This window comes from Paractinoplanes pyxinae, assembly GCF_026626335.1.
Lineage (GTDB): Bacteria > Actinomycetota > Actinomycetes > Mycobacteriales > Micromonosporaceae > Actinoplanes > Actinoplanes pyxinae.
Genome location: NZ_JAPNTZ010000009.1, coordinates 122009 through 148848, shown reverse-complemented (window position 1 = coordinate 148848; position 26840 = coordinate 122009). Strand labels below are relative to the sequence as shown.

The 26840-nt window shown below is 68.3% G+C and carries 27 protein-coding genes and 3 tRNA genes; 14 read left to right on the top strand and 16 right to left on the bottom strand.

Going from position 1 to position 26840, the window contains the following annotated elements; all coding sequences use genetic code 11:
- Positions 1-674 precede the first annotated feature (674 nt).
- The 3 genes from OWR29_RS25785 to OWR29_RS25775 form a co-directional block, all read right to left on the bottom strand.
- Positions 675-747, bottom strand: a tRNA-Arg gene (locus OWR29_RS25785).
- 36 nt (positions 748-783) lie between these two features.
- Positions 784-874: transfer RNA gene (locus tag OWR29_RS25780), tRNA-Ser, on the bottom strand.
- Between the two features lie 319 nt (positions 875-1193).
- Positions 1194-2267 (bottom strand): hypothetical protein, encoded by a 1074-nt coding sequence (locus tag OWR29_RS25775; RefSeq protein ID WP_267565805.1) that lies wholly within the window; start codon positions 2265-2267, stop codon positions 1194-1196.
- Positions 2268-2298: 31 nt separating this feature from the next.
- On the opposite strand from OWR29_RS25775, the gene OWR29_RS25770 reads away from it, so the two are divergent.
- Entirely contained in the window at positions 2299-3060 is a 762-nt protein-coding gene (locus tag OWR29_RS25770) for a hypothetical protein (protein ID WP_267565804.1), read from the top strand.
- On the opposite strand, the gene OWR29_RS25765 is transcribed toward OWR29_RS25770, so the two are convergent.
- On the bottom strand, positions 3021-3788 hold the full coding sequence (locus OWR29_RS25765) for a CPBP family intramembrane glutamic endopeptidase (protein ID WP_267565803.1): 768 nt from the start codon (positions 3786-3788) through the stop codon (positions 3021-3023). The genes OWR29_RS25770 and OWR29_RS25765 overlap by 40 nt on opposite strands.
- A 95-nt stretch (positions 3789-3883) precedes the next feature.
- Between OWR29_RS25765 and OWR29_RS25760 the strand changes: the two genes are divergently transcribed.
- Positions 3884-4996, top strand: a complete 1113-nt coding sequence (locus tag OWR29_RS25760) for a globin domain-containing protein (protein WP_267565802.1) — start codon at positions 3884-3886, stop codon at positions 4994-4996.
- Between the two features lie 9 nt (positions 4997-5005).
- Here OWR29_RS25760 and OWR29_RS25755 read toward each other — a convergent pair whose 3' ends face one another.
- Positions 5006-6535, bottom strand: coding sequence for a peptide deformylase (locus tag OWR29_RS25755; protein WP_267566069.1), 1530 nt, complete (start codon positions 6533-6535; stop codon positions 5006-5008).
- Between the two features lie 373 nt (positions 6536-6908).
- Here OWR29_RS25755 and OWR29_RS25750 point away from each other — a divergent pair, with 373 nt between their 5' ends.
- Positions 6909-7628, top strand: coding sequence for an IucA/IucC family C-terminal-domain containing protein (locus tag OWR29_RS25750; protein WP_267566068.1), 720 nt, complete (start codon positions 6909-6911; stop codon positions 7626-7628).
- Between the two features lie 23 nt (positions 7629-7651).
- Entirely contained in the window at positions 7652-8158 is a 507-nt protein-coding gene (locus OWR29_RS25745; RefSeq protein ID WP_267565801.1) for a hypothetical protein, read from the top strand.
- A gap of 9 nt (positions 8159-8167) precedes the next feature.
- Here the strand turns inward: OWR29_RS25745 and OWR29_RS25740 are convergent, their stop codons facing one another.
- The 3 genes from OWR29_RS25740 to OWR29_RS25730 form a co-directional block, all read right to left on the bottom strand.
- Positions 8168-9019, bottom strand: a complete 852-nt coding sequence (locus OWR29_RS25740; RefSeq protein ID WP_267565800.1) for a pentapeptide repeat-containing protein — start codon at positions 9017-9019, stop codon at positions 8168-8170.
- 151 nt (positions 9020-9170) lie between these two features.
- Positions 9171-9551 carry a VOC family protein gene (locus OWR29_RS25735; RefSeq protein ID WP_267565799.1) on the bottom strand — a complete coding sequence of 127 codons (381 nt, stop codon included), beginning with the start codon at positions 9549-9551 and terminating at the stop codon, positions 9171-9173.
- Between the two features lie 101 nt (positions 9552-9652).
- A complete protein-coding gene (locus OWR29_RS25730; protein ID WP_438872655.1) occupies positions 9653-11638 on the bottom strand; it encodes a DUF6311 domain-containing protein in 1986 nt (661 codons plus the stop codon).
- A 239-nt stretch (positions 11639-11877) separates the two neighbouring features.
- On the opposite strand from OWR29_RS25730, the gene OWR29_RS25720 reads away from it, so the two are divergent.
- Positions 11878-12591, top strand: a complete 714-nt coding sequence (locus OWR29_RS25720) for a class I SAM-dependent methyltransferase (protein ID WP_267565796.1) — start codon at positions 11878-11880, stop codon at positions 12589-12591.
- Between the two features lie 45 nt (positions 12592-12636).
- Here OWR29_RS25720 and OWR29_RS25715 read toward each other — a convergent pair whose 3' ends face one another.
- Positions 12637-13167: a YbhB/YbcL family Raf kinase inhibitor-like protein gene (locus OWR29_RS25715; protein WP_267565795.1), complete on the bottom strand. Its 531-nt coding sequence runs from the start codon at positions 13165-13167 to the stop codon at positions 12637-12639.
- 322 nt (positions 13168-13489) lie between these two features.
- Here OWR29_RS25715 and OWR29_RS25710 point away from each other — a divergent pair, with 322 nt between their 5' ends.
- Positions 13490-14686, top strand: a complete 1197-nt coding sequence (locus OWR29_RS25710; RefSeq protein WP_267565794.1) for an ATP-binding protein — start codon at positions 13490-13492, stop codon at positions 14684-14686.
- 36 nt (positions 14687-14722) lie between these two features.
- On the opposite strand, the gene OWR29_RS25705 is transcribed toward OWR29_RS25710, so the two are convergent.
- The 4 genes from OWR29_RS25705 to OWR29_RS25690 form a co-directional block, all read right to left on the bottom strand.
- Positions 14723-15811 carry a C40 family peptidase gene (locus OWR29_RS25705; protein WP_267565793.1) on the bottom strand — a complete coding sequence of 363 codons (1089 nt, stop codon included), beginning with the start codon at positions 15809-15811 and terminating at the stop codon, positions 14723-14725.
- Positions 15812-16046: 235 nt separating this feature from the next.
- Positions 16047-16622 (bottom strand): DUF4352 domain-containing protein, encoded by a 576-nt coding sequence (locus OWR29_RS25700; protein ID WP_267565792.1) that lies wholly within the window; start codon positions 16620-16622, stop codon positions 16047-16049.
- A gap of 191 nt (positions 16623-16813) precedes the next feature.
- Positions 16814-17773, bottom strand: coding sequence for an NAD(P)H-quinone oxidoreductase (locus OWR29_RS25695; RefSeq protein ID WP_267565791.1), 960 nt, complete (start codon positions 17771-17773; stop codon positions 16814-16816).
- Positions 17774-17813: 40 nt separating this feature from the next.
- Complete coding sequence (locus OWR29_RS25690) at positions 17814-19676, bottom strand: ricin-type beta-trefoil lectin domain protein (RefSeq protein ID WP_267565790.1); 1863 nt, start codon at positions 19674-19676, stop codon at positions 17814-17816.
- Between the two features lie 213 nt (positions 19677-19889).
- Here OWR29_RS25690 and OWR29_RS25685 point away from each other — a divergent pair.
- Positions 19890-19974 (top strand) — tRNA-Ser (locus OWR29_RS25685).
- A 60-nt stretch (positions 19975-20034) separates the two neighbouring features.
- Here the strand turns inward: OWR29_RS25685 and OWR29_RS25680 are convergent.
- From OWR29_RS25680 to OWR29_RS25670, 3 genes are all read right to left on the bottom strand, one after another.
- A complete protein-coding gene (locus OWR29_RS25680) occupies positions 20035-20439 on the bottom strand; it encodes a hypothetical protein (protein ID WP_267565789.1) in 405 nt (134 codons plus the stop codon).
- Positions 20440-20719: 280 nt separating this feature from the next.
- Positions 20720-20947, bottom strand: a complete 228-nt coding sequence (locus OWR29_RS25675) for a winged helix-turn-helix domain-containing protein (RefSeq protein ID WP_267565788.1) — start codon at positions 20945-20947, stop codon at positions 20720-20722.
- Between the two features lie 230 nt (positions 20948-21177).
- Entirely contained in the window at positions 21178-21420 is a 243-nt protein-coding gene (locus OWR29_RS25670; RefSeq protein ID WP_267565787.1) for a helix-turn-helix domain-containing protein, read from the bottom strand.
- Positions 21421-21546: 126 nt separating this feature from the next.
- On the opposite strand from OWR29_RS25670, the gene OWR29_RS25665 reads away from it, so the two are divergent.
- The 7 genes from OWR29_RS25665 to OWR29_RS25635 all read left to right on the top strand — a co-directional run bounded on the left by OWR29_RS25665 (position 21547) and on the right by OWR29_RS25635 (position 26839).
- A complete protein-coding gene (locus OWR29_RS25665) occupies positions 21547-21768 on the top strand; it encodes a hypothetical protein (protein ID WP_267565786.1) in 222 nt (73 codons plus the stop codon).
- Positions 21768-22058, top strand: coding sequence for a hypothetical protein (locus tag OWR29_RS25660; protein ID WP_267565785.1), 291 nt, complete (start codon positions 21768-21770; stop codon positions 22056-22058). The genes OWR29_RS25665 and OWR29_RS25660 overlap by 1 nt, the downstream gene beginning before the upstream one ends.
- Positions 22059-22138: 80 nt before the next feature.
- Positions 22139-22876, top strand: coding sequence for a DUF2637 domain-containing protein (locus tag OWR29_RS25655; RefSeq protein WP_267565784.1), 738 nt, complete (start codon positions 22139-22141; stop codon positions 22874-22876).
- Between the two features lie 91 nt (positions 22877-22967).
- A complete protein-coding gene (locus OWR29_RS25650; protein ID WP_267565783.1) occupies positions 22968-23153 on the top strand; it encodes a hypothetical protein in 186 nt (61 codons plus the stop codon).
- A 69-nt stretch (positions 23154-23222) separates the two neighbouring features.
- Positions 23223-24938 carry a type IV secretory system conjugative DNA transfer family protein gene (locus tag OWR29_RS25645; RefSeq protein ID WP_267565782.1) on the top strand — a complete coding sequence of 572 codons (1716 nt, stop codon included), beginning with the start codon at positions 23223-23225 and terminating at the stop codon, positions 24936-24938.
- 72 nt (positions 24939-25010) lie between these two features.
- Positions 25011-26177, top strand: a complete 1167-nt coding sequence (locus OWR29_RS25640) for a helix-turn-helix domain-containing protein (protein WP_267565781.1) — start codon at positions 25011-25013, stop codon at positions 26175-26177.
- A 404-nt stretch (positions 26178-26581) separates the two neighbouring features.
- Entirely contained in the window at positions 26582-26839 is a 258-nt protein-coding gene (locus OWR29_RS25635) for a hypothetical protein (protein ID WP_267565780.1), read from the top strand.
- Position 26840 lies beyond the last annotated feature (1 nt).

The following is a 26840-nucleotide window of genomic DNA, read 5'->3' as shown; positions in this document are numbered from 1 at the left end:
CCTCTTGCTCCTGGCACTGTGAAGATCTATTCGGGCCGGCTGCGGCACTCGTGTGGATCGCTTGGTCAAGAGCGGGACCGGTGCGGCAGGATTTCCAGCACGATCACGACGGCCCGGACATGATCCGGCGGCAACCACTCGCCGCCGGTTCCGGCGCACGCTTTCCCGGAGAGCCCCGTGAGGCGGATGGCCCTTAAAGCCGGACGGGTTTCCCGCTGCCGGCCGCGGCCATCGACTACACCTCGGTGTCGCCGGCTGCCTCGTATCCGGATCCGCGGCGCCGGCAGTCGCCGCCGGACCCACCCGCCGCGATGGCGGCGGCACGACACGACCCCGGCATCCTCGGACGACTCGCCCGCCTACCCGCCATACCTACGCCTACCTACCGGCCTCGGCGTCAGACGTTGGCCTGGACGGCCTCGTGGCAGCCCTGATGCGGATGACGAATACCTCAAGGTCATCACGCACAGTAGTCGAGGAGGGCTGCGGGTCGGGCCGCGGTTCGAGGGGGAAAGTCCTGCTCAACATCGGAATCCACTATGGACGGACCACGTTTGCGACACGCGATCACCATCCGAACACCACGCTCCCACCAGGTGGGATTTTCAGGGCCGGAAATGGGAAAGAAAAAGGCCGTGACCCTTGTTTCCGCAGGTCACGGCCTTGATCACTTGTGCGCCCGAAGGGACTCGAACCCCTAACCTTCTGATCCGTAGTCAGATGCTCTATCCATTGAGCTACGGGCGCTCAGTGCTTTGCCAGCATACACACCGGCTCTGCACGCGGAGACTCCGGGATTCGAACCCGGGAGGGGCTATAAAACCCCAACCGCATTAGCAGTGCGGCGCCATAGACCAGACTAGGCGAAGTCTCCCCGACGGCCCGTGAAGGCCGCCGACGGTTGAGGATACCGGACCCGCTCAGCGCCGCACAAAGAGGTTGCCATCCTCGCGCGCGGCGGGTGGGTCGGAGGTGTCTCCAACAGGTGAAATGGCGCTGCTGCGGCTAGGCTGCTGCGGCATGGAGGAGATCCCGCCCACTGATCCTCGCAAGGCTCCGCGCGCCCGGCCGTCGCGGGCGTCGTTCAACGCGCCGAGTGAGACGCCGCCGGGCGGGACCCCCGAGCCGAAGGCCCCACGCCGTCCCGCGAAGGCCGCGCCGCCGGTCACCTTCCAGCCGCCAAGTGCCGAAAGTCACCCCCAAGGGGGTACGGACTCTCCGGCACCGCCGCGCAAGGCCCCACCCCGCAAGCAGCGCACCCCTGAGCCCTCACCGGCCGAGGCCGGCGACAGCACCCCGCCCGCGAAGAGGCCCACCCGACCACCCAAGAAGGCAGCGCCCGCCAAGAACACGCCGGCCTCAGCCCCGCGCAAGCCGTCCGCACCGAGACCGTCCCCAACAAAGGCCGCGCCCACACCGACCCAAGCTGCGGCCACTGTCACACCGACGGCCCACACTTCGCGGCCCGAAAACTCCCCAGCTCCGGCCGAGCGCTCATCGGATGAGCCCACCTCGACGACAGAAACCACCGACAGCACGCCGGCCGAGGCCCCCACGCAAGGCGCACCGGCAGAAGCGGCGACCCAGAGCACCCTGGCCGGCACGGCATCCGGGTCGAAAGCAGCGGCGAAGGCCGCGCCGGCGAAGAGGGCGGGTCGGGTTTCCGAGCCGTCCAGCCCCGCTCGGCCGACCAAGAAGGCGCCGGCCAGTAAGAAGGCGGCGGGGAAGCAACCGGCAGAGATCGCCGCAACGGAAGACGCGGGCTCGCTGGCCGATCGGCAGCCAGCCACGCCGACCCGGGTGACGGGGGCACAAGAAACGGCGGAAGCAAGCGCGGTCGCAACGCCCTCGGTCGCGGCTACGGCGGCTCGGCCGGAAGACAATGACAACGCCGGCTCCGGTCCCGCAGCGCCCGAGGTTGCGGAAAGCACCCAGCCGGAAGACTCCGAAAAGTCGACCGGCAGCGCCTCTACGCCGACGGTGCAAGAAGAGAACGCGACGTCATCTGCGCCGCAGGTGAAGAAGGCCGCCCCAGCGGAAGAGGCGGGACGACGGCCCGGCTCGACGGTCGCGGCCAGGGGCGAGACGGTGTCTACCTCAAGCCTTAGCTCCGCAAACAAGACGGATGCCCGACCGGCCGAAGCGAGATCGCGAGCCAACTCCGAGGCAACCGCCGACGACGCAGCCGCGCGCGCGACGGTAACTACGAGCCCGAGCTCTCCCAGCGAGTCGGTCGCGGGCGAGAAAGTGACGGCCTCGAGCCCCAACCCCGCCAGCGAGCCGGCCGCGGATGAGACCGTGGCTGCCTCGAGCCCCAGCGAGCCGGCCGCGCGCGAGACCGCGACTGCCTCGCGCCCGAACTCCCCCAGCGACTCGGCCGTGGAGGAGAGCTTGGCCCCCGTCCGCGGGGCGGAGGTGGACCGGGCGGCCGGTGACCGCTGGGCTCGGCTGATCTCGGACCCCGCGCACGCGCCGGAGCATTTGGCCTTGGCTGCGGTTGACGTCATTGGGCCGCGGGCTCGGGAGTGGGCCGCGTCCACCAGCGCGGCCTATCCGACGGCGGGGCCGGCCGCGCTGGCGCGGCTGGCGGGGCGGCAGTTCACCCGCTTCGGCGCGTTGACCAGCGTTTTCGGTGCGGTCTCAGGGTCGTACGCGGCAATCGCTCTTCTGGCCGGGCGGGCGCTCACCGACGCCGAGCTGGTCCTGCACCTGGCCGCCGCCCACGGGCTTGACCCGACGGACCCGCGGCGTGCGGTCGACCTGTTGGTGATCACCGGCGTGCACGAGACGGCCGAGGAAGCGGAAGCCGCCGTCTCAGCCGCCGCGCAGGAGACCCATGCCACGCCGAACGGTGATGCCGTGTGGCGCCTGAGCCGGCTGGTCGTTCCGCAGGCCGCCGCCTGGACGGCGCTGCGGTCGATCAACCGCGCCTACCCCGGCACGAGTCTGCTGGCCGCCCTGCTCACCAGCACCACCGCCGCTCAGGCGACCACGGCCCGGGCCACCTCTTACTACCGGCGTCAGACCCAGCTGAGCCACGACTCGGGCAGGGCGGTGTAGCCGACGAACGCGACCACATCCAGCAGCGTATGCGCCACGATCAGCGGCATCACGCGCTTGAAGCGCAGGAAGAACAGCGCGAACACCACACCCATCACGGCGTTGCCGACGAAGGCGCCGAAGCCCTGGTAGAGGTGGTACGAGCCGCGCAGCACGGCCGAGCAGGCGATGATCGCGACGGTGGACATGCCCCACTGACGCAGGCGCGTCATGAGGTAGCCGACGACGATCACCTCTTCCAGCACGGCGTTCTTCACCGCGGCCAGGATCAGCACCGGCACCGCCCACCACACCGGCTGGAGCGCGGCCGGCACGATGTCCGCATTGATGCCGAGCAGCTTGGCCACGTACACCAGAAGCAGCCCGGGAATGCCGATGCCGGCGGCCAGCAACGCGCCCCAGCCCCAGTCGAAACCTTGCCGATCGGCCGACAGGCCGAGTTCGCGCCGAGGCGAGATGTGGTCGCGGAGCAGCAGGTAAAGCACCAGAACGACGGGCATCAGGTCGAACGCGATGCCCAGCAGTTGGTAGGTGAGGTCGAGGTACGGGCGCGCCGAGCGGGACGCATTGAGCACCGCGGCCTGCTGCGAGAGCGGCTGGTCGGCGGTCAGCTTCGCGATGATCGAGACGATCGAATAGATCGCGCTCTGACCGAGCGACAGCAACAGCACGATGATGATCTCGGCGGTGAGGATCGGCCGGGTGGCCTGCTGGCGCTCAAGGGTCACCCGACAACTCTAGGAGCAGGTCACCCGAAGGTGAATTGAGATGAGTCGCACGAGCCGTGCGTCGCTTATCCGACTCTTCTGACCACCCTGAGTGCATGGGAGACCTCGGACGCTTGCTCAAAGAGAGCTGGAGCCTCGTCGAGGAGCATCAGGACAAGGTCGCCGGATACTTCTACGCGCGTCTGTTCCTGTCGTACCCCGACCTGCGGGATCTCTTCCCGGTACACATGGACGTGCAGCGTTCGCGGTTGCTGAACGCGATCGTCACCGCGGTGCAGTCGATCGACGACGCTGACAAGTTCACCGACTACCTGCGGGCGCTCGGACGGGATCATCGCAAGTTCCACGTGGAACCAGAACACTACGAGGTGGTCGGCGGCGCGCTGATCGAGGCGATGCGGGTGCACGCCGGCGAGCAGTGGAGCGTCGAGTACGACGAGGCGTGGGCCGAGGCGTACGCGAAGATCGCTTCGGTCATGCTGCAGGGCGCGGAGACCGATACCAACCCCCCTTTCTGGTACGCCGAGGTAGTGGCACATGAGCGCCGGGCCACCGACGTCTCGGTCTTCACCGTCCTGCCGATGCAGCCCTTCGAGTTTCGGGCCGGCCAGTACGTCAGCATCGAGTGCCCGCGAATACAACCGCGGCTGTGGCGCCCGTACTCGATAGCGAACGCGCCCCGCCGGGACAACACCCTCGAGTTCCATGTCCGTGCGGTCGGCGCCGGCTGGGTTTCCAGTGCCCTCGTACGCCGTCTCGAGGTCGGCGACATGATCCGGCTGGCCGCCCCGATGGGCACCATGAACCTGGATCGGCGCTCGACCCGCGACACCGTCTTCGTGGCCGGCGGCACCGGCCTGGCCCCGGTGAAATCGCTGCTGGAGGAGCTGACCCGGTACAACCGCACGCGCTGGGTGCACGTCTTCTTCGGGGCGAGAAACCGCGAGGACCTGTACGACCTGGCCGAACTCAATCGGCTGGCCGCCCGCTATCCGTGGCTGTCAGTCGTGACGGCCTGCAGCGACGACCCCACGTACCCCGGCGAGCAGGGCAACATCTCGGACGTGGTGGCCCGCTACGGCCCGTGGAGCGAGCACGACTTCTTCGTCTCGGGTTCGGGGCCCATGGTCAAGGCCACCCTGAAGACGCTGGCCGAGCTGCAGGTGCCATCGATCCGCGTGAAGTACGACAGCTTCACCGACCTCTGAGAACGAGCTCTAGTAGACCCAGGGCCGCCCGCTCTGGTGGTAGTCCGGCACCAGGCTCGACTCGGCGTTCATGCGGTCGACGTAGAGCCGCCCCTCCAGGTGGTCGATCTCGTGGGCGACCAGCCGGGCCATCGCGCGCTCGAACCGCGTGACGACGCGCGTGCCGTCGGGCCGGGCGTGCTCGACGTCGAGCCGCAGCGGGCGCTTGACCAGGCCGCGGTAGTCGAAGAACGACAGGCACCCCTCGTACTGCTCGTCCCGGTCGGCCGACTCGCCGACCACCCGCGGATTGATCAGCACCTGGGGCTCGTCGTCGGGGTCGGCCGAGCGCACCACGGCCACGGCGACCGACCGGCCGATCTGCGGCGCCGACAGCCCGACGCCCTTGGTGAAATCGTGCACCTGCTCGAGCCGGGCCAGCGCCTCACGCAGGGCCGCCACCACCTCGCGGGCCTCGTCCTCCTCGCGCGGCAGCTGGAAGTGCCGGGCGCGCTGCCGCAGCAGCTCGGAGCCGCGCTGCACTATCCCGATGCCGCGCATCTGCCCCGAGGCGCGGGGCTGGCCGTTGCCGTTGGCCGCCGGCGCCAGCGACGGGAAGGGCGGCGCCCCGGCCCCACGGAAGCGCCACTCCAGGCGGTACCGGGCGTTGAGCTGGGGCGTGTCGGTCGACCACTCGAAGACCGCGCGGTCGCCGTCGTCGTGCCTCTCCATGGGCGTACGCACGGGAACCTCAGCCGCCAGCGACGTCTCCACTCCCCACACCTGCGGGTCGAACGAGGCCGGGAAGTCGAGCCGCACGGTGAGCCGGCGGGTCGGGAGCCGGACGGCGCGCTGGAACCATTGGCCCCACTTCTCCACGCCGACCGTGTATTCGTACTGAATAGTGGTTCTCTCGCCGGGATAGAGCGCGAACTGGCCGCCCTCGTTGGCGAACAGCAGCCACACCTCTTTCGAGGCGTCCCGATCGAGCTTGATCCGCCAGTCCATCGCCTCGACCGCGTCGCCCTCGCCCGCGCACGCGTTGAACGCCATCTCGTCGAAGCTCAGCGGGTGCTCGCGGTGGTGACGGTTGGAGCCGGTGGGGTCGTTCGGGTAGCGGTCGACCGCGATCTTCACGAGGTAGCGGGTCACCGGTTCGGAACCAGCGTTGTAGAGCGCCCGCCGCACCCGGCAGCGGTAGGTGCCGTCGGTGTAGCGGAGCTCGGCCACCTCACGTTCCACGATCAGCCCGGTTCCCGGCGGCAACCATTGAACCGGTACGGGGGGATCGCGGTGCAGGGCCGTGCCGCGCGCATGGCGCAGTTCGTCGTACTCCTGGAAGCGCTGCCAGATCACCCCGCCCGCGCCCAGCACGGCTTCCGCCCGGCGGGCGAAGTCTTCGGTGGGCTTGTGCCGACGCCCCTCGACGTGGCTGACGTAGGAAGGGTCGAAACCCATGCGAGCGGCAAGCTGCTTCTTGCTCATGCCGCGTTCGACCCGCCAGTGCGCCAGCGCCGTCACAAACTGATCAGCGGCCCGCTCGACGGGCGAGGTGGTCATCATCGATGTCCCCTTCGCGACGAGAATTTCAGTGTCGCCGCCGCTGGTGTCCGGATGGCGCTATTAGCGAGTACACGACAGATACCTTGACGAAGCAGGCAACGTACGCGCCGTCGGTTAGGTAACCCTGGCGGAGGGTATTCGTCCGAAAGTTCTGCTTGGTTAGGCTAGCCTAAGAGGTGTACGGTGGGTCGTCGTCACGGAGGCGTTTCGGCCACCGTGCTTTCTACTCATTCGGCGAGGTGAATGCGGTGCTCCAGGTTACGCAAGCGCCGCAGGGCGGGCACGTTCAGTGACCACTGCTCTCGACCGCGCCACACGCACCGTCACCGCCCCCGATCCCTTGGGCCCGGTCACGGCGACCCTGCGAGCGATGTTCGGCACCAGCACCGAACTGCCCGGCGTCGCCCCCGACCTGCTCGTCCACGACACCGCCGGCTGGCTCCCGGCCAGCACCTTGACCGGCGACAGCCTGGACGATCTGCTCGAGTCGGCCGGCCGCCGCTGGAACGCCCAGCCCCACGCCGCGGCCGCCCTGGCCTGGAAGGCCTACACGTACTGGCTGGCCCTGCCGGCCGTGCTCGGCTGGGCGTCGGCCCGCCGGGTGCCCCTGCTCACCGCCGACGACGTGCTCGTGCACTTCGCCGACCCGCGCCCCCTGGTCACCCTGGGCCTGCGGGCCGGCATCCCGGTCGCGGTGCTGCCCGGCGACCCGATCGCCCTGGCCGGCCTGCCCCAGGTGCGGGTGGTCGCCGACGAGGCCGAGCTGCTGGCCGAGCTGCGCCGCTCCCTGCTCGATGAGCACCTGACGCCCCTGCTCGACGCGATCCACGACAGGGTCCGTCTCGGCAAGCGCACGCTGATGGGCTCGCTCTCGTCCGGTGTGGCCTACGGCGTCCTCCGCTCGGCCGACGTCCTGCCCGGCCGCTCGGCCGAGGCGATCGCCCAGCTGCACCGCGCCCTCGGCGTCGAAGACCTGATCGAGCTGGTGCCGGACGCCAACGGCAAGCTCGACGTCCAGCGCAAGACCTGCTGCCTGGCCTTCACGCTGCCCCAACCCAAGGTCTGCAAGGGCTGCTGCATCAAGTCCTAAGGGCCACGTTCTACAGTGCCTGCGTGAAACCGTTCCCATTCGTGGGCGGCGCCGGTCCCCTCGTCGTCGCCTACCCGGCCGACGTCCTGCGGCCGGCCAAGATCGACGAAATCTCCACCGGCATCCTGCTAGCCGGCCTGGCCGGCCGCAGCGTCGTCAGCGTGCACCTGGGCGCCCGGGTCCACGAGATCCAGCCCGCACCGCACGGCATCTTCATGGGCTCGGTCCTCTACGAGAAGGACAGCTCCGCCGGCCCCGACTTCGCCGCCCTGACCGAACTGGGCTCCCTGTCGGCGTCGGTCCGCTACCTGCAGGCCCTGGGCCACGACACCGACGAAAACCTGGACTGGCTGACCGGCAACCACAAGAACGCCTTGGAAAAGTCCCTGGTCGACGCCACCAAGTCCCGAGCCGACCTGCTCGTGGAAGCCGACCGCATCGTCCAGCAACACTGGCCGAGAATCCTCCGCCTGATGCAAGACCTGGCCAACGCCTCCGGCTCCCACGGCCCGATCGAGGTTCTGCCCTAGACCACACGATCAGCGAACGAGGCTCTCCTCGCACGCGCGACTCAGGTGTGAATCAGGCATCGGTCGTTCCATCCTTGGAGTCAACACCGTCTCGTCGTCGACCCGGATGCACCTCAAGTGGTCGTCCGTCAGCCCGTAGGTCGGCCGCAGGTCGACGCCAGCGAAGTTAGCGCCGACCAACCACGTGTCGTTCAGATCAGCAAACTCGAGGTCAGCACCACCAAGATCTGCGCCGCCCAAGATTGCTTCACTGAGGTCCGCGTACTGCAAGTACGCGTTCCGCATGTCTGCTCCGATCAGGGCGGCACCCGACAGGTCCGTTCCACCGAGATTCGCCTCGACGAGGTAGGCGTCGACAAGGATGACGCCCGTCAGATCCAGACCGGACAAGTCAAGACCGCGAATCCCGGACGAGCCGTTGAAGTGGTGGCCCAAGACGTCCAACGCGGCCTGTACGTCCGAGGCAACTTTGCTCCGAGAAGCAAGCGTCCTGCTTTGTGAAGTGCGGTCGGCCGGCTCGTCAGGCGTGAGCCCCGAGGACGGCAGGGCGTGTTCACGGACAAAAGTCAATAAGACCTTGATCAGTCGAGTGCCATCGTCTGGAGAGTCCCGCATGAGTCGTTCCAGCGCGTAGATACCTCCGATCCGCACATCCAGTTTGTCGGAGCCGATTTGATCGATCGCCCGAGTGAAGCGATCAGTCACCTGCCCCCGCTCGGTCAGCATTAGTTGATCTCGGTTGGCGGCGTTGGTGTAGAGAAGGCCGGCCGCAACCAGGAGGACCGAGAGGACAGACGCCAACGTGGCGGCAGTTTGCCGCCAATCGCCAGGCTGCGCGTGTCGATCACGTTGCTGCGCCAAGCCGGTTCGTCGAGGCCACACAGCAGGGTTCGGACCGGCGCCCCTTGATGGCCCCCGATGCGTCAGTTCCGTGCGCCGACGCGGCTTGGACACCACTCAAGTCGACAGCACAACCAGCCGCCGCGCTATCCGCTAGAGGACACGGCTGAGGTCAGGCGTCGTGGAATGGGGCGGGCTCGGCGGGGATCTGCTTGGACATCAGGCAGAACTCGTTGCCCTCGGGGTCTTCGAGGACGATCCAGGAGCCGCTCGCGGTGATTGCTGAGTGGGTGGCGCCCAAGGCCAGCAAGCGGTCCAGCTCTTCGGCCTGCGTGCGGTCGGTGGGGCAGATGTCGAAGTGCAGGCGGTTCTTGGCCGGCTTAGGCTCGGGCACCCGGATGAACAAGATGTCGGGGCTGGTGGTCGCTCCGCGGATGGCTACGCCGGTTCCGTCGCGGGCGAAGATCCGGTAGTTCAGCGCCTCGCTCCAGAAGGCGGCCATCCGTTCCGGGTCGGCACAGTCGATCACCATGTCTCCGATGCGGCTCGCCATTCCCGGCAGCCTAGTCAACTGGCTGCGAGGGCTCGGGCCGGCAAAGGTGACACGCCCCGGTCAAGGACGGCCCGAAGGCCGCCCTTGTTCAACGGATCCGGTCAGCCGATGTCGGGGCCGGTGAGGACCGCGTCGGGGTTGTCGACCAGGGGGCGGACGTCCCAGACCCAGGCGCCGCCGGTCCAGGTGGGCTGGAAGCCGAGCAGGCCGGTCATCGCGCGCAGCATTTCGATGTCGCGGACCTGCGGGGTCAGCACCACGGCGCCGGCCTTCCAGTAGCGGAGGTCGGCCAGGGTCATCTCGCGGCGGGTGTCGTTGATCTCGGGGATCGGGTTGCCCTGGCGGATCGAAGCCATCAGACCGCTGGTGGGCCGCCACGGCGGCGAGAACAGCGCCGTACGGTCGGCCGGGTTCAGCGGGTTCTGGTTGGGCAGCAGGGCGTACGCGCCGGCGATGCGCATGTCCTGGCCGGTCGTCGCCGTCCACCGCAGCGGGTCGGGGTAGCTCGAGTCCGGCAGCGGCAGGGTGACCACCGTGTGGTTGTCGTCGACGTACTGCTTCCACGCGCCGGACGTCACGAACTCGGGGACCGGGGCCATCGGGGCCGTCTTGAGCTGGACCGGCACGAGCGGCACCAGCGCCATCGCGACCGCGGTGATCATCGCGACCCGGACCGGGCCGCGGGCGGCCGGCTGGGCGCGGGTGAGGTCGATGGCCCGCTGCACGCCCAGGGCCAGCAGGATGCCGACGACCGGGGCGATGGCCATGGCCCAGCGGGTGGGCACGGCCGAGTTCAGCACCGGAACGCTGTGCAGAACGGCCCAGATGCCGGGGATGCCAGTGTTGATCCCGTTCAGGAAAATTCGCGGTCCGAGTGACATCGCCGCGAAGAGAAGCGCGATGCCGCCCAGCGCGAGAACCGCCACCGAGCGGCGCATCCAGACCAGCAGGCCGACGAAGAGAATGACCAGGCCCCAGCCGAAGAACGCATTCTCTTCGGCCGGGTTCTGCGCGAGCCGTTCCGCGATTACCGAATTCCCGGCGACCGAGTGGCTCGAATAAGCGGTGAACGAGGCGAGGTCGGCGCCGAAGTTGCGGACGAACTGCGGCAGCCCGTGGTAGCTCTGCGGGCCGAAGAACTGGACCGACAGCGGGTACGCCAGCACGGCCAGCGTCACTGTGCCGGCGACGGCCAGGCCGGGCAGGAACCGGCGGATCTCACCCCGGTGCGTCTTCCGCCGCGCAATGGCCATGATCAGGCAGAACACGCCCAGGCCGACGGCGGTCATGAAGAGGATCTCGAGGTTGATGAAGGCCTGCCAGATCAGCAGCGCGGCCATGATCAGTCCGTTGCGGACGACCCGGCCGGGCTGCCGTAGGCGCAGCGTCCGCCAGATGATCAGCGGGACCAGGAATTGCGAGACGATGTTCGGGTGACCGCCGGCATGCGAAACCATGCTGGGCGCGAACGTGCAGAACAGTGCGCCGACCCAAGCCGCGAGTCGCGAAGACACGAACACGCGGGAGAGCACGAAATACCACGAGATACCGGTGAGCGCCAACGCCAGAGTTAGAAATAAGTTGAACGACACATGGGGGCCGAACAACAAAGTCACCGGAGTCATCGGCAGCGATATGGCCAACACCGAGGTGTTGGCCATCATGTTCACCCCATCGGGGTAATTCATGCGATCGGAGAAGAACGGATATGCGCCATCGGTGAGCACGCGGGCACCATGCGCCAGCATCCACTCAAAGAAAGCCTGATCCTGCGGATCGTCGCGCAGCTGATGATCGAGATTGAGCCACAACGGGGCTGTGAGATAGAACGCGACAACGACGAACGTCGCTGCCGCCAGCACGTCACGCCAGTCGGGTCGCCGTCGCCACCACCGTTTTGCAGGCTTCCCGGCCTGCTCAGGGGCGGCCTCGACATCGGGCCGGGCGGACGCCGGCGCCGTCGTCGCGGCGTCGGTCTCGAGCGCGATCAGCTCGGCTTCGAGGTCGTCGGCTTCGGTCACTTGACGGGGCGGCAGCACGTTCCCGCCAGCCGGCTGGCCTGTCGAGTCAATACCCGTAATCGTCATAGCGTGGGCGAGCCTAACCGAGGTTGGTAACGTTGCTGTGACGAGCTGCCCATGCGTGATCGAGCCGATATGAACGTCGTATTAGGCGCCGAACCGGTGGTAGTACCCAGCTTCGCATGTCTCAATCAGGCAAATAATGAGCGCCTGCCCCGGCCTCAACTTTCGGATACGCGCGTCGGATGGTTAACTCGTCCGGTCCCGCTGTCAGCTCAGATCGGCAAGACGAGGGAACCTTACATATGGCAGACATCACTGGAGACCAGCGGATCCAGTCCGAAGTGCTCGAAGGCCTCGCCACGGCCGTCAACCACCGCCGGTGGTTCGTCGAGCTCGCTCTTCCGTACCTCGGGGACAACCCGATCGAGATCGGCAGCGGTCTCGGGGACTACGCGATCGAGTGGGCCGAGCACCTTCCGCGGTTCACGGCGACCGAAGCCGACCCGGACAGGCTCGTGCTGCTCAAGGAGCGCATGGCCGACTACCCGAACATCGACGTGCGTCAGATGCTGCTCCCGTCGGCCGACGCCAACGGTGAGTACAGCGCCGCCGTCTCGTACAACGTGCTCGAGCACATCGAGGATCACGTCGGCGCGCTGCGCAGCATGGCCGACCTGGTGCGCCCGGGCGGCCGGGTCATCATCATCGTGCCGGCCTTCATGTTCGCCATGAGCCAGGTCGACATCGCGACCGGCCACATCCGCCGCTACACCAAGAAGACGATGCGCGCCGCCATGGAAGACGCCGGCCTGCAGATCGAGAAGCTGCACTACGCGAACGCGCTCGGCCTGATCGGCTACTACGGCGCGACCAGCATCTTCAAGCTGGCGCCGAAGGAAGGCCCGATGGTCAAGGTGTACGACTCGCTGGTGCTGCCGGTGACCAAGGCCGCCGAAAGCGTCATGAAGCCGCCGTTCGGCCAGTCCGTCTTCGTCGTGGCGCGCACCCCCGCCTGACACTGATCCAAACGCGAAGGCCGCCGGCTCGTAAGCCGGCGGTCTTCATGCTTTGAGCTGGAACGTCGGCCGGATCGTGGCCCGGGCCAACGTGTGGAAGGCCAGGTTGAAGCCGACGTAGGCCGGCGTCGCCTCGGCCGGGACCTCGAGCTTGTCGACGTCGATGGCGTGCACCGCGAACACGTAGCGGTGCGGACGGTCGCCGGGCGGCGGGGCGGCCCCACCGTAGTTGTTGTCGCCGTAGTCGTTGCGCACACAGAAGGCCTCACCCGGCAGCGGGTCGGCGCCCCGCTCCAGTTCGGTCGCGCTGAGCGGCAGGTTGACCAGCACCCAGTGCCAGAAGCCGCTGCCGGTGGGCGCGTCCGGGTCGAAGCAGGTGACCACGAAGCCGCGGGTCTCGGACGGGAAGCCGGACCACGCGAGCTGGGGCGACAGGTTCTTGCCGCCCACGCTGGTGTGCGCGAACAGCTCGTCCAGCGGGCGCCCGTCGGCCACGTCGTTGCTGGTCACCGTGAACGACGGGACCGGGGGCAAAAGATCGTACGGATCCGGGGCGACGGCGCGTTCGAGACTCATCGTGGTGTCCTCCGGCGGGATACGGACCTTCTACGCATGGAGACTAGTCCGGTTACGTATCGCCCGCCTTTCACTCGCGTGGCGGCGCGCTGTCACTCATTCGGGCGGACGCACAGCCGGTGCGTACGTCAACGCGAGGGCCGGGTGATGCTTCTGTCTGACATCCGACCGGGTGTGTGCGGCCGAGATCCCCGCGCCCGGTGGAGATAGCAAGTCGGCACCCGCCCTGGAGGCGGGTGCCGACTGCTGTCAGGGGTCCGTTGCGCCGTAGCGGTCCGACGAATCCGGCCATATCGGGTGGCCGGGGTGAGACGATCGGTTGATGAGGGCGCCACTGCCTCCCGATGAGCCGGCCCGGCTCGCGGCACTGCACGACGCCCAGGTGCTCGACACCCCGCCGGAAGAGGACTTCGACGACATCGCGCTCCTGGCCTCGCAGATCTGCGGGACCCCGGTGGGGCTGGTCAGCCTGGTCGACCGCGACCGGCAGTGGCTCAAGGCGAAGGTCGGCACCGAACTCGACGGCTTCCCGCGCGATCTGTCCTTCTGCGCCCACACCATCACCTCGCACGACCTGCTCGAGGTGCCCGACGCCGAGGACGACAACCGGTTCGCCGACAACCCGGGGGTCGACGCGCTCGGCATCCGGTTCTACGCCGGCGCACCGGTGGTGCTCGATGGCACGTACGCGGTGGGAACGGTCTGTGTTCTCGACCGCGAGCCCCGGGTGCTCACCTCCGCCCAGCGCCGCGCCCTGCGAAGCCTGGCCCGGCACGCGTCGGTGCAGCTCGAGTTGCGCCGCTACGCGCGGCACGCGGGTGAGATCGCCGACCGGATGCGCCAGGTCGACCGGATGAAGGACTCGTTCCTGGCCACGGTCAGCCACGAGCTGCGGACGCCGCTGTCGACGATTCGCGGCTACCTCGAGATGCTGCTGGAGGACGACTTCGACGCCGAGACGTCGCGCCGGTTCCTCTCGGTGATGTCGCGCAACTCCGACCGGCTGCTGCGGCTCATCGACGAGCTGCTGATGGTGGCCAAGATGACCGACAACCGGGTGCAGCTTGACCTGGCCGAGGTTGACCTGGCCGAACTCGCGCATCAGGCGGTCGCCGCCTGCCGGGGGCTGGCCGAGCACCGCGGGGTCAAGCTGCGCGACCGCACCGAGACGCCGGTGCCGGCCCGCGGGGACGCCAAGCGGCTGGCCCAGGTGCTCAACCACCTGCTGGTCAACGCGATCAAGTTCACCCACGCGGACGGCGAGATCACTGTCGACTCGATCTCCGAGGGCGAGCCGGAGCTGCTGATCACCGACACCGGGGTGGGTATCGCGGCCGACGAGCTGCCGCACGTCTTCGACCGGTTCTACCGGTGCGCGGCGGCCGAGGTGATGGCCACGCAGGGCCCGGGCCTGGGGCTGGCCATCGTGAAGTCGATCGTCGACGCCCACCACGGCAGCGTGCACCTGGAGAGCGAGCCCGGGACGGGCACGACCGTACGGCTCACCCTGCCGCGCTGAGGCGTCGAGCGACAGCGCGGCCGGGTGGATGAGCCTTCAGGAGATGCGGGCGACCCGCAGTCCGCCGTACACCTTGCGGTAGACCACGCCCGTCCGGTGGTTGCCGGCGTCGATCATCATGCCGCGGCCCATGTAGATGCCCACGTGCCCGGGCCCGACGACCAGGTCGCCGGGGCGGGCCTGCGAGCGCGAGACGGACCGCGACCGGGCCGCCTGGGCTCCGGACGAGTGCGGGAGCCTGATGCCGGCCAGCGCGTACGCCCGCTTGGTGAAGCCGGAGCAGTCGAACCCGTTCGGGCCCAGGCCCCCGCTCACGTAGCGCTTACCCACCTGCGAACGGGCGAAGGCGATGACCGCGGTCATCCCGTTGCCCATCCGCATGACCCGCTGGCCGGCCTGCTTGGCCGGCGCGTACCGGGTCACGACCGAGCGCAGCTGGCGCGACGACGACCGGTTATAGGCCCGCGAGCTGCGGTACGTGTACCGGCCGAACGTCCGCGGGGCCTCGCTCGCGACGCCGTCATACGAGCGAGAGCTCGCAACGCCGTCATAGGCGCGGGGGCTCTCGGCCGCGATCGCCGCGACCCGCTGAGCCTCCCGAAGCGCCCGCAGCTGCGCACGCTCCTGCTGGACCCGGCGAGCGGCCAGCGTACGAGCGGTCCGGTCCGCCTCCGCGAGCAGCGCGCCCGTGTCGGCCGGCACCTCGCCGTCCGAGTCGACGTCGGCCGGAGCACCCCGCAGGTGCTCCCGGACCTCGACCGCAGCCAGGGTCTCGGCAGTGCGCAACGCCTCCCGCTCGTCGACGACAGCCAGCTCCACGGCGGTCCGCAGGGCCGCGCCGCCGTCGGGGCGGGCGAACGGGTTGACCTGTGCCCGGGCCGTCTGGGCGGCGCTGCGGGCGAGAGAGAAACGCCGGGGGGCGGCGCGTGAAGCACGCTCAGTGGTCTTGGTGCGCTCCTCGATCCGGATGGTGTCCGAGCCGTCGGAATCGGCCGGGCGGACGGGTGGCACAGCCTCGGCGGCGTGCTCGACTGGGTCTAGAGCCGGTGAGATCACGGCCAGCGCGATAGCGCCGGCGGTGAAGGCCCGGCTCGGGGACGGACAGTGCAGTGTTGCCTCCGACATCGGTCCGGGGCACTCGCGCGAATCCCGTCGGCTCGGCTTTACCGTGCGCCGCGCCGATGCCACCCACGAGGGGCGGCAATGGGAACCCGGACTACTCGTTAATTCCGTCGACCATGCCAACACACAACAGGAATGTTTCGGGGCCGAAATCGCACAATCACCCTCGCCCATCGACGAAAAGAATGCGAGTTACGCACTCGATCGGCGGCGGTGGATTGTCGAAATATGCCTGTGATCAGGACAACGGCACCCGTACGCCCGTACTGTGCGGTGACTTGTGCAGCTGAAAAGCTGCGAGCCGGACCCCCTTCGGCACGTCGAACGGGACCACGCCGTGCCGGGTCGCGCCCGGCGGGATCTCGTCGAGCAGCGACGGATCCTGATCGTTGACGAATACCGCGGCCTCGACGGCCACACTATGGGAGCGGCCGTGCTCGTCGACCGCGCGCTGGGCGCGCGGATCGAGCAGGCGAGGCTCCTTCCCGGTGTTCCGCACGGCCATGGTGACCAGGCAGAACTCACCCTCGGCGGCCAACGGGAGGTCGGCCGGGCCCACTGTCGCGACGCCGCATTCGGTGTTGCTGACCGAAATGGCGAGCGTGCCTTCGGAAGCGGTTATGGCGGGCCGTACGGGGGCAGCGGCAACCGTCGCCACGGCGGTGTCGCCGGCCGTGGCGGTGGGCGTCACCGGGGCGACTTCATCGCTTGTCCCGTACGCGAAATATGTCCCTACCCCGGCCATCAGCAGCGCAAACACCCCGGTCGCGATCCACGGCGCCTTGGAGCGCCGGGGATCGCGGGGAGCCGGCACAGAGGCCGTCCTCCGCGCTGGGCGCAGCGGCGTATTGGTCACGAGACCTCCCGGTGTCGCTCGGCCGATCACTCGGCCGGAGTTCCACCATGCTGGGCAGATCGGTGACTCAAACCACTTCACCACGCCGCAAAAAAACGGACAAAGAGTCGAAACCCTGCTGATTAATCACTCAAAGGTGTGAGTTTGACTCACGGAGTCAGCAAAATCTTGCCGACATGGTCGCTCGCTTCCATCAGCCGGTGCGCCTCGGCCGCCTCGGCCAGCGGCATGGTCGTGTCGATGATCGGCCGGATCGCGCCCGCCTCGACCAGGGGCCACACCACCCGCACGACGCCGGCGACGATGCGCGCCTTGTCGGCCGCCGGGCGGGCCCGCAGGCTCGTCGACGAGACGGAACCGCGCTTGGCCATGAGGGCGCCCAGATCGAGTTCGGCCTTGCGACCGCCCTGCATGCCGATCACGGTGAGCCGCCCGTTCGGAGCCAGCGCCTCGATGTTGCGGCTCAGGTACTTCGCGCCCACGATGTCGAGAATCACGTCGGCGCCACGACCGTTGAACTCGCGGGTGGCCGCCACGAAATCGTCGGTCGTGTAGTCGATCACCAGGTCGGCCCCGAGATCGCGCAGGAAGTCGTGCTTGCTCGCCCGGGCCGTGGTGACGACCGAGGCGCCGAGGGCCTTGCCCAGCTGGATCGCGAACGTGCCGATGCCGCTGCCGCCGCCGTGCACCAGCAGCGTCTCGCCCTTGCGCAGCCGGTCGCGGTCGCTCACGTTCGACCACACCGTGCAGCTGACCTCGGGCAACGCGGCCGACTCGGTCAACGAGAGGCCGGTCGGCACGGGCAGCAGCTGACCGGCCGGAACGGCGACCTTTTCCGCGTACCCACCGCCGGACAGCAGCGCGGCGACCCGCTCGCCGACGTGATGCCCGGTCACCCCGGGCCCGACGGCGCTGATCACCCCGGCGCACTCGAGACCGGGGTAGGGCGAGGCGCCGGGCGGCGGCGGATAAAAGCCCTGGCGCTGCGACACGTCGGCCCGGTTGACGCCGGCGGCGGTGACGTCGATGACGACCTCACCGTCGCCGGCCTCAGGATCTTCCACCTCGCGCCGGACCAGCTGCTTGTCCTCGATCACGATCGCTTGCATGGGTTCAGCTTGCCCGACGGGTACGACGAAAAACGGTGGATCAGGGGGTCGTCCACTTCTGGTTGGCGGCGCCGGTGCAGGCCCACTGCTGCAGCTTGGCCCCGTTGGCAGTGTTGTTGCCGGTGACGTCGAGGCACTTGCCGGTGGCGCTGTTGACGATGTCCCGGCCGGCCGTGACCGTCCACTTCTGACTGGCCACCGAGTCGATGCAGTCCCACTGGTGGACCACCGCGCCGTCGGCCGTCGAGTTGTTGGCCACGTCCAGGCACTTGCCCAGCCCGCGGATCGTGCCGTCGGCGCCGATCGTCCACTGCTGGTTCGGGTTGCCCGACCCGCAGTCCCACAGTTGCGGCTGGTTGCCGTTGGCCGTGGACCCGCCGGTCACGTCGAGGCACTTGCCGCCGAGCCCGGTGATCGTGCCGGTGCGTCCACCGCCGCCGCCACCACCGCCGCCGGACTGGCTGCCGTTCCAGGTGAAGGTGGCCGACGTACGGGCGGGAAGGTTGTAGACAAAGGACTGACCGCCCCAATTGACCTTCACACTCTGGGCGCTTCCGCTGGTGTTGTACGCGATGAGGGCCTTGGAGCCGTCGGTGTTCCGGAACGCCACGTTCGGCACCGTGCCGTTCGCGCTCGAGTCGATGCGGACGGCGCCGGGCCGGACGAACTTGGTCAGGTGCCCCATCGTGTAGTACTCGACGGTGTAGTCGACCTGCCCGTTCCGGCTGCCGCCGCGCTGCACGGTGACCAGGCCGGTGCAGGTGCCGCAGCCGCCGTTGTGCGGGCCCATGTTCTGGTCGACGGCCAGCGACCACTTCGTCCAGGCGCGGCCCCAGTTGCGGAAGTACTCGATGAGGTCGCCCATGTCCTCGGCGTGCTGGTTGGTCACCCACGTGCCGCCGGAGTGCTCAGTCATGTACATGTTCACGTTCGGGTACTGGTTGCGCACCGTGCTCGCGGTCGACGGGTTGCCGCCGTAGTCGTGCCAGGCGATGCCGCCGAAGTTCGGGTGGTTGCGGATGGCGGCGTCACCGACGAGCGGCGCCACCCATTGGTCGTACGTGTCGAAGTTCCAGTCGCCGATCAGGAGCTTGGTGTTCAGGCCGGCCGCCTGCAGAGCGGGCATGAGGTCGTTCTTGGCGAACGACTGCAGACCCGAGACCGGCCATTGCATCGACGGATAACCGGGGCAGCAACCCGGCTCGTTCTGCGAGGTGACATACCGGATCGGCACGCCCTGCGACTGGTAGCCCTGGATATAGCGGACGAAGTATTGCGCGTACGTCTTGTAGTACTGCGCCTGCAGATAACCCTGGCTGTAGGCGTTGTTGTCCTTCATCCAGGGCGGCGCCGACCACGGTGAGGCCATCACGAATCCGGCCGGATTGAGGCCGACCGCCTGCTTGGTCAGCGCCATCACGTCGGCATCACGAGACAGCGAGAAATCGTTCAGGTCGCAGCACGTGGTGTCGTACGAGAAATTGTTCTGGGCCAGGTCGGACGAGCCGATGACGTTGCGGATGGCGCTCACCCCGATGCCGGCGGTGGGGCTGAACAGCTTCGTCATGACGTCGTTCTGGGTGGCCGCCGAGAGCGCGCCACTGCCGCGGATGTTGAAGGCGGCGGTGTCGGTGATCGAGGCGCCGGCCCCCTCGAACTGCTGGTACGTGGTGTTCTCGTTGACCGTGATGGTCTGGTTGGCCGAGCCGCTGCTGCTCGCGAACGCGACCGGGGACTGCTGCTGCAGACCGCGCGTGACCGTGCGGCCGCCGCTGTCGCTGGTGGTGGTGAGGTAGACGTTCACCGACTCGTTGGCGGCGAACGCGGCGGGTGCGATGAGGACGGTCGCCGAGACGACCGCGGCCGCCGACGCGACCCACCCGATCTTCCTGGGGATGGACATACGGGGAACTCCCTTGCCTGAGGTGGGGGCCTTGGCCGGGATGGAAGGCTCTGAACCATAACCACGCCCATCGATACTGTGTCAACGCCTGTAAATGTTCCAGATCATATGTTTCACCAGCTCAAGGGCATGTTAAGAGTCTTAAACAAAGTTTCCGTACGGCTCCCCGCCGCCACCCGAGGCCGGTCTGGCACACTGGGACAGCAACAAATGGGAGGGCTCGCCTAGTGGCCGATGGCGCCGGTCTTGAAAACCGGTAAGGGGAAACTCTTCGTGGGTTCGAATCCCACGCCCTCCGCCCAATTCCGCCCAGGTCAGCCGCGTTGCCGACCTGGGCTTGGGGGGCTCATGGGGGGACTTACCTCACCCGACGTGGTTTAGCGGGGAAGTTGAGGAGCTCGCCGGTCTCCTCACCGGTGCCGCCGGGCGGCTGCACGGCTTTGGTCACCTCGAGCAGATTCGCCAGGCGTTGAGTACGCGCGGCGACCATCTCCGTGTGCTCGTCGATGTGAGCCAGCTCGGAGCGGAGATCGGCCAGGTCCCCCTTGACCCCGAGCAGCTCGGCGGTGAGTAGAGCGACTTGATCGCGGCTGCGCCGTGCGTCGCGGGCGATTAACGCAGCCGAGGCGATCGCGACGACCTGGGCGAGCAGCAGCGCCGCAAGCAGCGGCGAGTCGTCCAGGTGGGTGATGCCGGCGCCGGTGAAGGCGGCGCACGCGGCACCAAGTCCTATGTACGCCAGTGACCGGCGGGACGATTCCATATGTGGGGTGGCTCCGTTCACGGGTGTGGGCGGAGGAGGCGGGCTGGCGGACACCTCCCGAACGGGTTACTCGGGATGCGACTCAGCGGGCGCGGTGAACCGCCGTGCTGAGCCACGTTCGATGCGCATCCTGCTCCCCCCTTCGAACACATGTTCGAAGAGACTAGTACTTCTATCAAGTCCCCCCAGACCTGACGTGAAGGTTAGTTCGCGGATACCGAACGTGAGAATCGCTCTTCGGGCGGTGAAGATCGTGTTCGGATGACATCGTCTGACCGTTTTACTGAGGCAGCCTGTCGACTACGAAGGTGCCGCGGCCCTGACTGGAAATGATCAATCCGCGTTCGTCGACGCGATCTAGGGCTCGCTGGATCGTCGAGACTGACACCGAGTAGAGGCCAGCCATCTCGCGGAGGGTGGGCAGCTTCGAGCCCAGCGGGTACTCGCCGCTGCGTATGCGCGCGGTGAGGTCATCCGCTATCTCTCGTGACGAGGGCGGAACGGGCACGGTGCGTTATGTCTCCCTGGCTGGCTCGCCAATTCGATCACGTGCCGTGAACCCGCTTCAAGCGCACAGTGGCCTTAGGTCACAGTGTGACCTATGCTCTGACCAGGGCGGTCTCCCTGGCTGGCGCTTGCGGGGACCGCCTCCCCCAGACTGCTCTTGCCCATCCTGTACGGGACCAGATACGACAGCAGCCCCCGACCCAACACGGGCCGGGGGCTGATCCGTTTTGATCACGCCTGCGGCGGCTCGCCACGATGAGTCTGCTCTGCCTGCTCGAGCAGCCGGCGCACGTCGGCGGGGTTCGCGGTCCGCTGCTTCCCGCCGACCTTGTACTTCCACTCGATGTCACCGGAGCCGAGCAGGCGGTGCGCGGTCGAGGGCGAGACGCCGAGAACGACTGCGAGCTCGCCGACGCGCAGCCACTCGCCGTCGGCGAGGGCTTGGCGCAGCTCCTCACGGGACCTGTGTGGCATCAGCACTCCTGTCGCAGGTGCGCTGATCGTAGCGAGCAGTCCGTGCACAGGCGATCACCCCTCTCTGTCGCGTTCCATCAACTCTGTCATCTACTGCAACTCTGTCATGTGTGTCATGATGGCGCCATGCCCGAATTCCTGACGCCCTTGCAGACGCTGCTCGTCTTCGTCGGTCCGCTGCTGGTCCTCGGCGCTCTGCTGGCCGTCGCCGTGCCGCAGGCCCCCGAGCTGATCCGGCCCCGGCTCCCCCGCCGGCCGCAGCCGACCGCCTGGGCCTACGCCCAGCCCGTGCGGCGCCCGGCACCTCGCCGAGCGGATCGCCGACACGGCGGATGGGCGGTGGCCTAATGCTCCAGGTGTCCATCGAGCTGCCGCGAGTCGGCCGCCGCCGCGGGATCCTCGCTCTCGTCCTGGCCGGCATCGCCGCCGCCCTCTGGATCTACGGCGCCGCGCAGCTGTCTGCCGCCCGCGCTATGTACCTGCACATTCTCGTCGGCCTGGCGGTCCCGTTCGGTGTGGCCTACGTGAGCCTGCTGCTCATCGAATGGCGCATCCGGGAGTGGGGCTCCCGCGCCGACCGAGTCGAGCCCAAAGCCAAGGCCAAGACCGCACTGAAGGAGAAGGTGGCCGCCCGATGAACGCAGACGACAAGGTCCGCCGGCTGAACATGATCCGCTGGGGTGTCCGCGGTGTCCTGCTGCTAGGCGTGGCCGCCTCTGTGACGGCCAACGTGCTGCACGCGATGGACAACCCGATCAGCCAGTCGATCGCGGCCTGGCCGCCGCTCGCGCTGCTGCTCACCGTCGAGCTGATCTCGCGGGTACCGGTGCACAACTGGAAGCTGGCGATCGCCCGGATCGCCGCGACGACGGTGATCGCAGGGATCGCGGCGTGGGTGTCGTACTGGCACATGGTCGGGGTCGCCTTGCGGTACGGCGAGACCGCCTCGGCGGCGCACATGATCCCGTTTTCGGTCGACGGCTTGATCGTGGTGGCCTCCATCTGCCTGGTCGACCTGTCCGGGCGCATCCAAGCCGCCGCGAAGGCCGACGAGCTGGAGCACCAAGACGAGCCCGCCTGGGTCGTCGACGAACGCGACACGGTCGAGAAGATCGCGCCGTGGATCGAGCCATATCGAGTGGCCGCTCAAGTCGAGTCTGGATCACCGCAGGCTGATGAACCAGCTGCTCAGCCAGCGCGCCAGGACCCGCGCACGGCTCAGGAGATTGAGACCGCGGTCCGCGCCATCTGGCAGGCGAACCCGGGTCTGTCGCAGCGGAAGATCGCGGCGGCCGCAGGGACCTCGCCAACTAACGCTGGGCGCATCATCCGCGAGGCGAAGGCGGCCGCAGCAGCCCAGGCCACTCGGCCCAACAGCGAGCCGGAAGACGCTCCGCCGGTTGACGCGACGGTGCCCGAAGACGACCGCGAGCCGGAGCTGGCCGCGGCGCAGTAAAAGCCGGCGGCCCGGTTGCAGCCGAGCCGCCGGTTCCCAACCAATCCCTGGCCGGAGCACACCGGCCGAGAGCAGTGAAGGAGCACCAAGTATGTCCGCACGACGGTTCTTCGTCTTCAAGAAGGATGGCGACACCGGCCGGGTCTCCCAGGTCGGCACCGGCAGCAAGACGTTCGCCAAGGCCCAGAAGCACCGGGCGCAAATGCGGGCCGTGGACGCCCAGCGGCACGGATCGAACTCGTACACCTTCAGCGAGGGTCGCAAGTCGAAGAAGTAGCTGGTCAGGGCGCGACCGGGCCTAACCGGTCGCGCCCTGCCGTTCCATCCCCGCAAGGAAAGGCCCAGCATGACGGACGGCAACACCAGCATCTGGGGGCTGCTCTACCGCTACGCCTCAGGACAGCCCCTCAACGGCAGCGGCGGGTACCGGTACCTGTCGCCCGGAGCCGGCCGCTGGCCCGGGTGGAAGCGGCAGGCCTACCGCCTGGGTCTTCCTGCGTTGACGCTGTTAACGGCCGTGCGGCCACGTGACGGCCTTGCTCTGTTAGCCCTCGCGGTGATCCTGATCGGCTGGCGCGGTCGGCGCACAATGGCCCAGCGCCGCTTCCATCGGGAGTACATCGCCCCGACCCTGGAAGCGATTCGTACGCCACTCGGACTGGCCTTGGGCGTGAAGCTGCACGTAGACCCGTCGTTGGGCAACCTGACCCCGCGCCTGGCCAAGCCGCTGTCCCCGGCCGAGGTCGCCACCCGGCGGTGGTACGGCGAGCACGTCGAACCGGTCCTGAGGTGGACACCCGAACGAGCTCAGCGGGGCCTATGGGCGGTGCAGCTGTGGGTCCGGCCGGCCACGTCGAAGCTTGAGGTGTTCCGCCGCCCAGGTGAGCAGGTCGGACCGCGCATCGAGCTGAACATCAAGACTCCGTACCTGACCTCTGAACAGCGGCTACTCATCTCCTCGATCATCAACAGCAAGATCCCTGTCGCCGATCTGGTGGAGTCCTGGAACCAGGTCGGTGTGGAAGTGATGGCCCGGTGGATCGTGCGGAAACGGCCACCAGCCAGCTGCGGCTACGCCCAGGTCCTCGAGCACATCGACCGGCTGAAGGAGTGGGAGTTCTACCTCGGCCAAGGCGTCGGCGACAAGCCGATCATCCTGTCGCTGCAGGACGACTCCCCGCACATCGCGATCAGCGCGGGCACCGGCGCCGGAAAGAGCGTCCTCGCCCAGCTGCTCGCTGCGCAGGTCCTTCGTCGCGGCGGCCGGGTGATCATCCTGGACCGCAAGGGCTCACACCGGTGGGCGCTCGGAATGCCGGGCGTCGACTACTGCACAAAGCCCCACCAGATGCACGACGCCCTCGTCAAGCACGCTGGCGTTGCTGACCAGCGCAACGACGACGCCCTGCACGAAGAGGAAGGCTGGGATCCGGGCCCGCGGGTGCTGGTGATCTGCGAGGAGCTCAACGCCACCATCGGCCAGCTTGTGAACTACTGGGCCGAGGTCCGGGAGAAGAGCGACCCGAAGAAGTCGCCGGCCGTCGCCGCCCTGGCCGACCTCCTTTTCATGGGCCGGTCGGCGAAGTACAACGTCATCGCGATCGCGCAGATGCTGACCGCCCGCGCGATCGGCGGGCCGGAGGCGCGCGAGAACTTCGGTGTCCGGCTCCTCGCCCGGTACACGACCAACGCGTGGAAGATGCTCGTGCCTGAGGCCGCGATGCCGCGCTCCTCGAGGACACGTGGCCGGTGGCAGCTCGTCGTCGGCGGCGTGGCTACAGAGGTCCAGGTTGCCTTCCTGACCGCTGCCGAAGTTCGGGCCCTCGCCCAGCCCGCGGAAAGCCCTGATAGCGCGCTGAGCAGCGATGTTACGAGTAACGGTAACAAAATGACCTTGCGGCAGGCCTCAGACAACGGCGTGATCCCGTGGGGCTACGACGCGGCGAAGATGCGGCTGCACCGCAAAGACGAGGCAGCGCCGAAGCCCTGCGGTAAAGACGGCAAAGCGTTCTTGTACGACCGCGCCGAGCTCGAGCGGTGGGCGTCGAGCGGGAAGAGATAGCCTTGATTCACTGGGGCGGCCGGTTGTAGCGGCCAGCCGCCCCGCCCTGACCGCTACCAGGGGAGCATGACCATGGCCGCCACCGTCGGCGAGAACCTATTCATCGGGGCCCAAGTCGCCTACTGGCGCAAGCGCCGCGGCAAGAGCCAGCGCGTCCTCGCAGACCTCGCCGGCATGTCGCAGCCCTACCTCAGCCAAATCGAGACCGGCACCCGTCCGGTCGAGCGCCGCGCCACCCTCGTCGCCCTCGCCCACGCCCTGGACGTGTCCATCAAGGACCTCACTGGCAAGCTCGGCGACGTCACCGACCCGGCCCGGGCCGCCGCCTCCGCTCACGTGCCCGCCATCCGCGACGCGCTCATCCGCCGCGAGGTGGGCGAGCTGACCGTCCCCCACCACGACGTCCGCGAGCTGATGCTGGCCGGCGGCAACTACGACTTCGCTGCCGTCGCGCCGCAGCTACCCAACCTCCTCGGCGGCCTGCGTGGCGGCGATCTCGTCCAGGTTGCCCACGTCGCCACGTACACGCTGAAGCACCTGGGCTACCCGGACTTGGCCAGGGAGGCTGCCCGCTTGGCCGTCACCGAGGCCCGGGAGCTGGGCGACCCGGCATGGATTGGCATCGCCGAGTTCATCCGCATCTTGGCCATGCCGCCAGAAATGCCCGGCGCCCCGACCCGGCTGGCCCAGCGGGTCGCGGACGAGATCCAGCCGGCCATCGGCGACGACCAGGCCCGGCAGGCGTACGGGATGCTGCACCTGCACGCGGCGCTGCGGGCGGCGGTCGACCGGCGGGCCGACGTCGCCCGCGATCACTTGCGGGAGGCGACCGAGGCGGCCGCGTCGATGGGCGAGCCAGACGACCTGGGCCTGGGCCGGTTCGCGTTCGGCCCCACCAATGTCGGTTTCTGGACGGTGTCCGTGGAGATGGAGCTGGGCGAGCCGCAGCATGCCCTTGAGACGGCCCACCTGGTTGCGCCCGGCCGGATACCGCTGGCGAACCGTCAGGCCCCGTACTACGCCGACGTGGCGACCGCGTTGGCCGAGGTGGGCCGAGACGACGAGGCGATCGCCTCGTTCCTGCGTGCCGAATCTGTCGGCCCTCAATGGTTCCGGTTGCGGCCGACCGTACGGGACACGATCGGCGCGATACTGCGCCGGACCAGCAGGAACTCGATCAGTAAGCAGATGCGTCACGCCGCGGTCGCGGCGAATTTGCGCGAGCTGATTAAGGACTGATTGCACCGAGCAATCAACACTCCCCGTGCCGCCTCGATGATCGGTCGTGACGGCGGCGGGGATTGTCCCGGCCCCCCAGACCGGCACCCCGCCGCCGTCCCCGACTGACGGACGAGGCGGAGGCAGACCAGCATGGGAAGGCACGGAGGCCCACACCAGCACATTCCCCGACGGTCATGGTGGCGGCCGTGGCGGCGGCGATGCGACTGCAGAAATGAGCTGCCGTGCCCGGTCCGCTCGACGCTTGATCGGCAGCAGTATTTCGTCCGGCCGGCCGCTCCAGACTGGGCTACCGAGCGGACCGCCCACAAACCGCTCGTCCGCGTCAAAGGGGCGCCACTGCTGACCCCGGGTCAGGCCGAACGCAGCAGCCAGGGCGGCCGGTGGTGATGTGGGACGACGAGATGCCGATCCGTAACCGCCGTGTGCTGGCCGAGCGGCTGCGCTGGCCGGCCGGCGCCCTCGAGGAGTGCCTGCGGGTCGAGAAGGACCGGCCCGGCTACAACGTGTCCTGGTTCCGCGAATGGACCGTGCCGGGCTTCGAGCGAGCCGAAGGCTTCTACGCCTGGCGTACCGAGGACAAAGATCCGCTGTACCACGGCAAGCGCCGCCACGAGTGGTACGGCAAGACCACGGAGCAGCTGTGTCGGGTCCTGCCGTGAC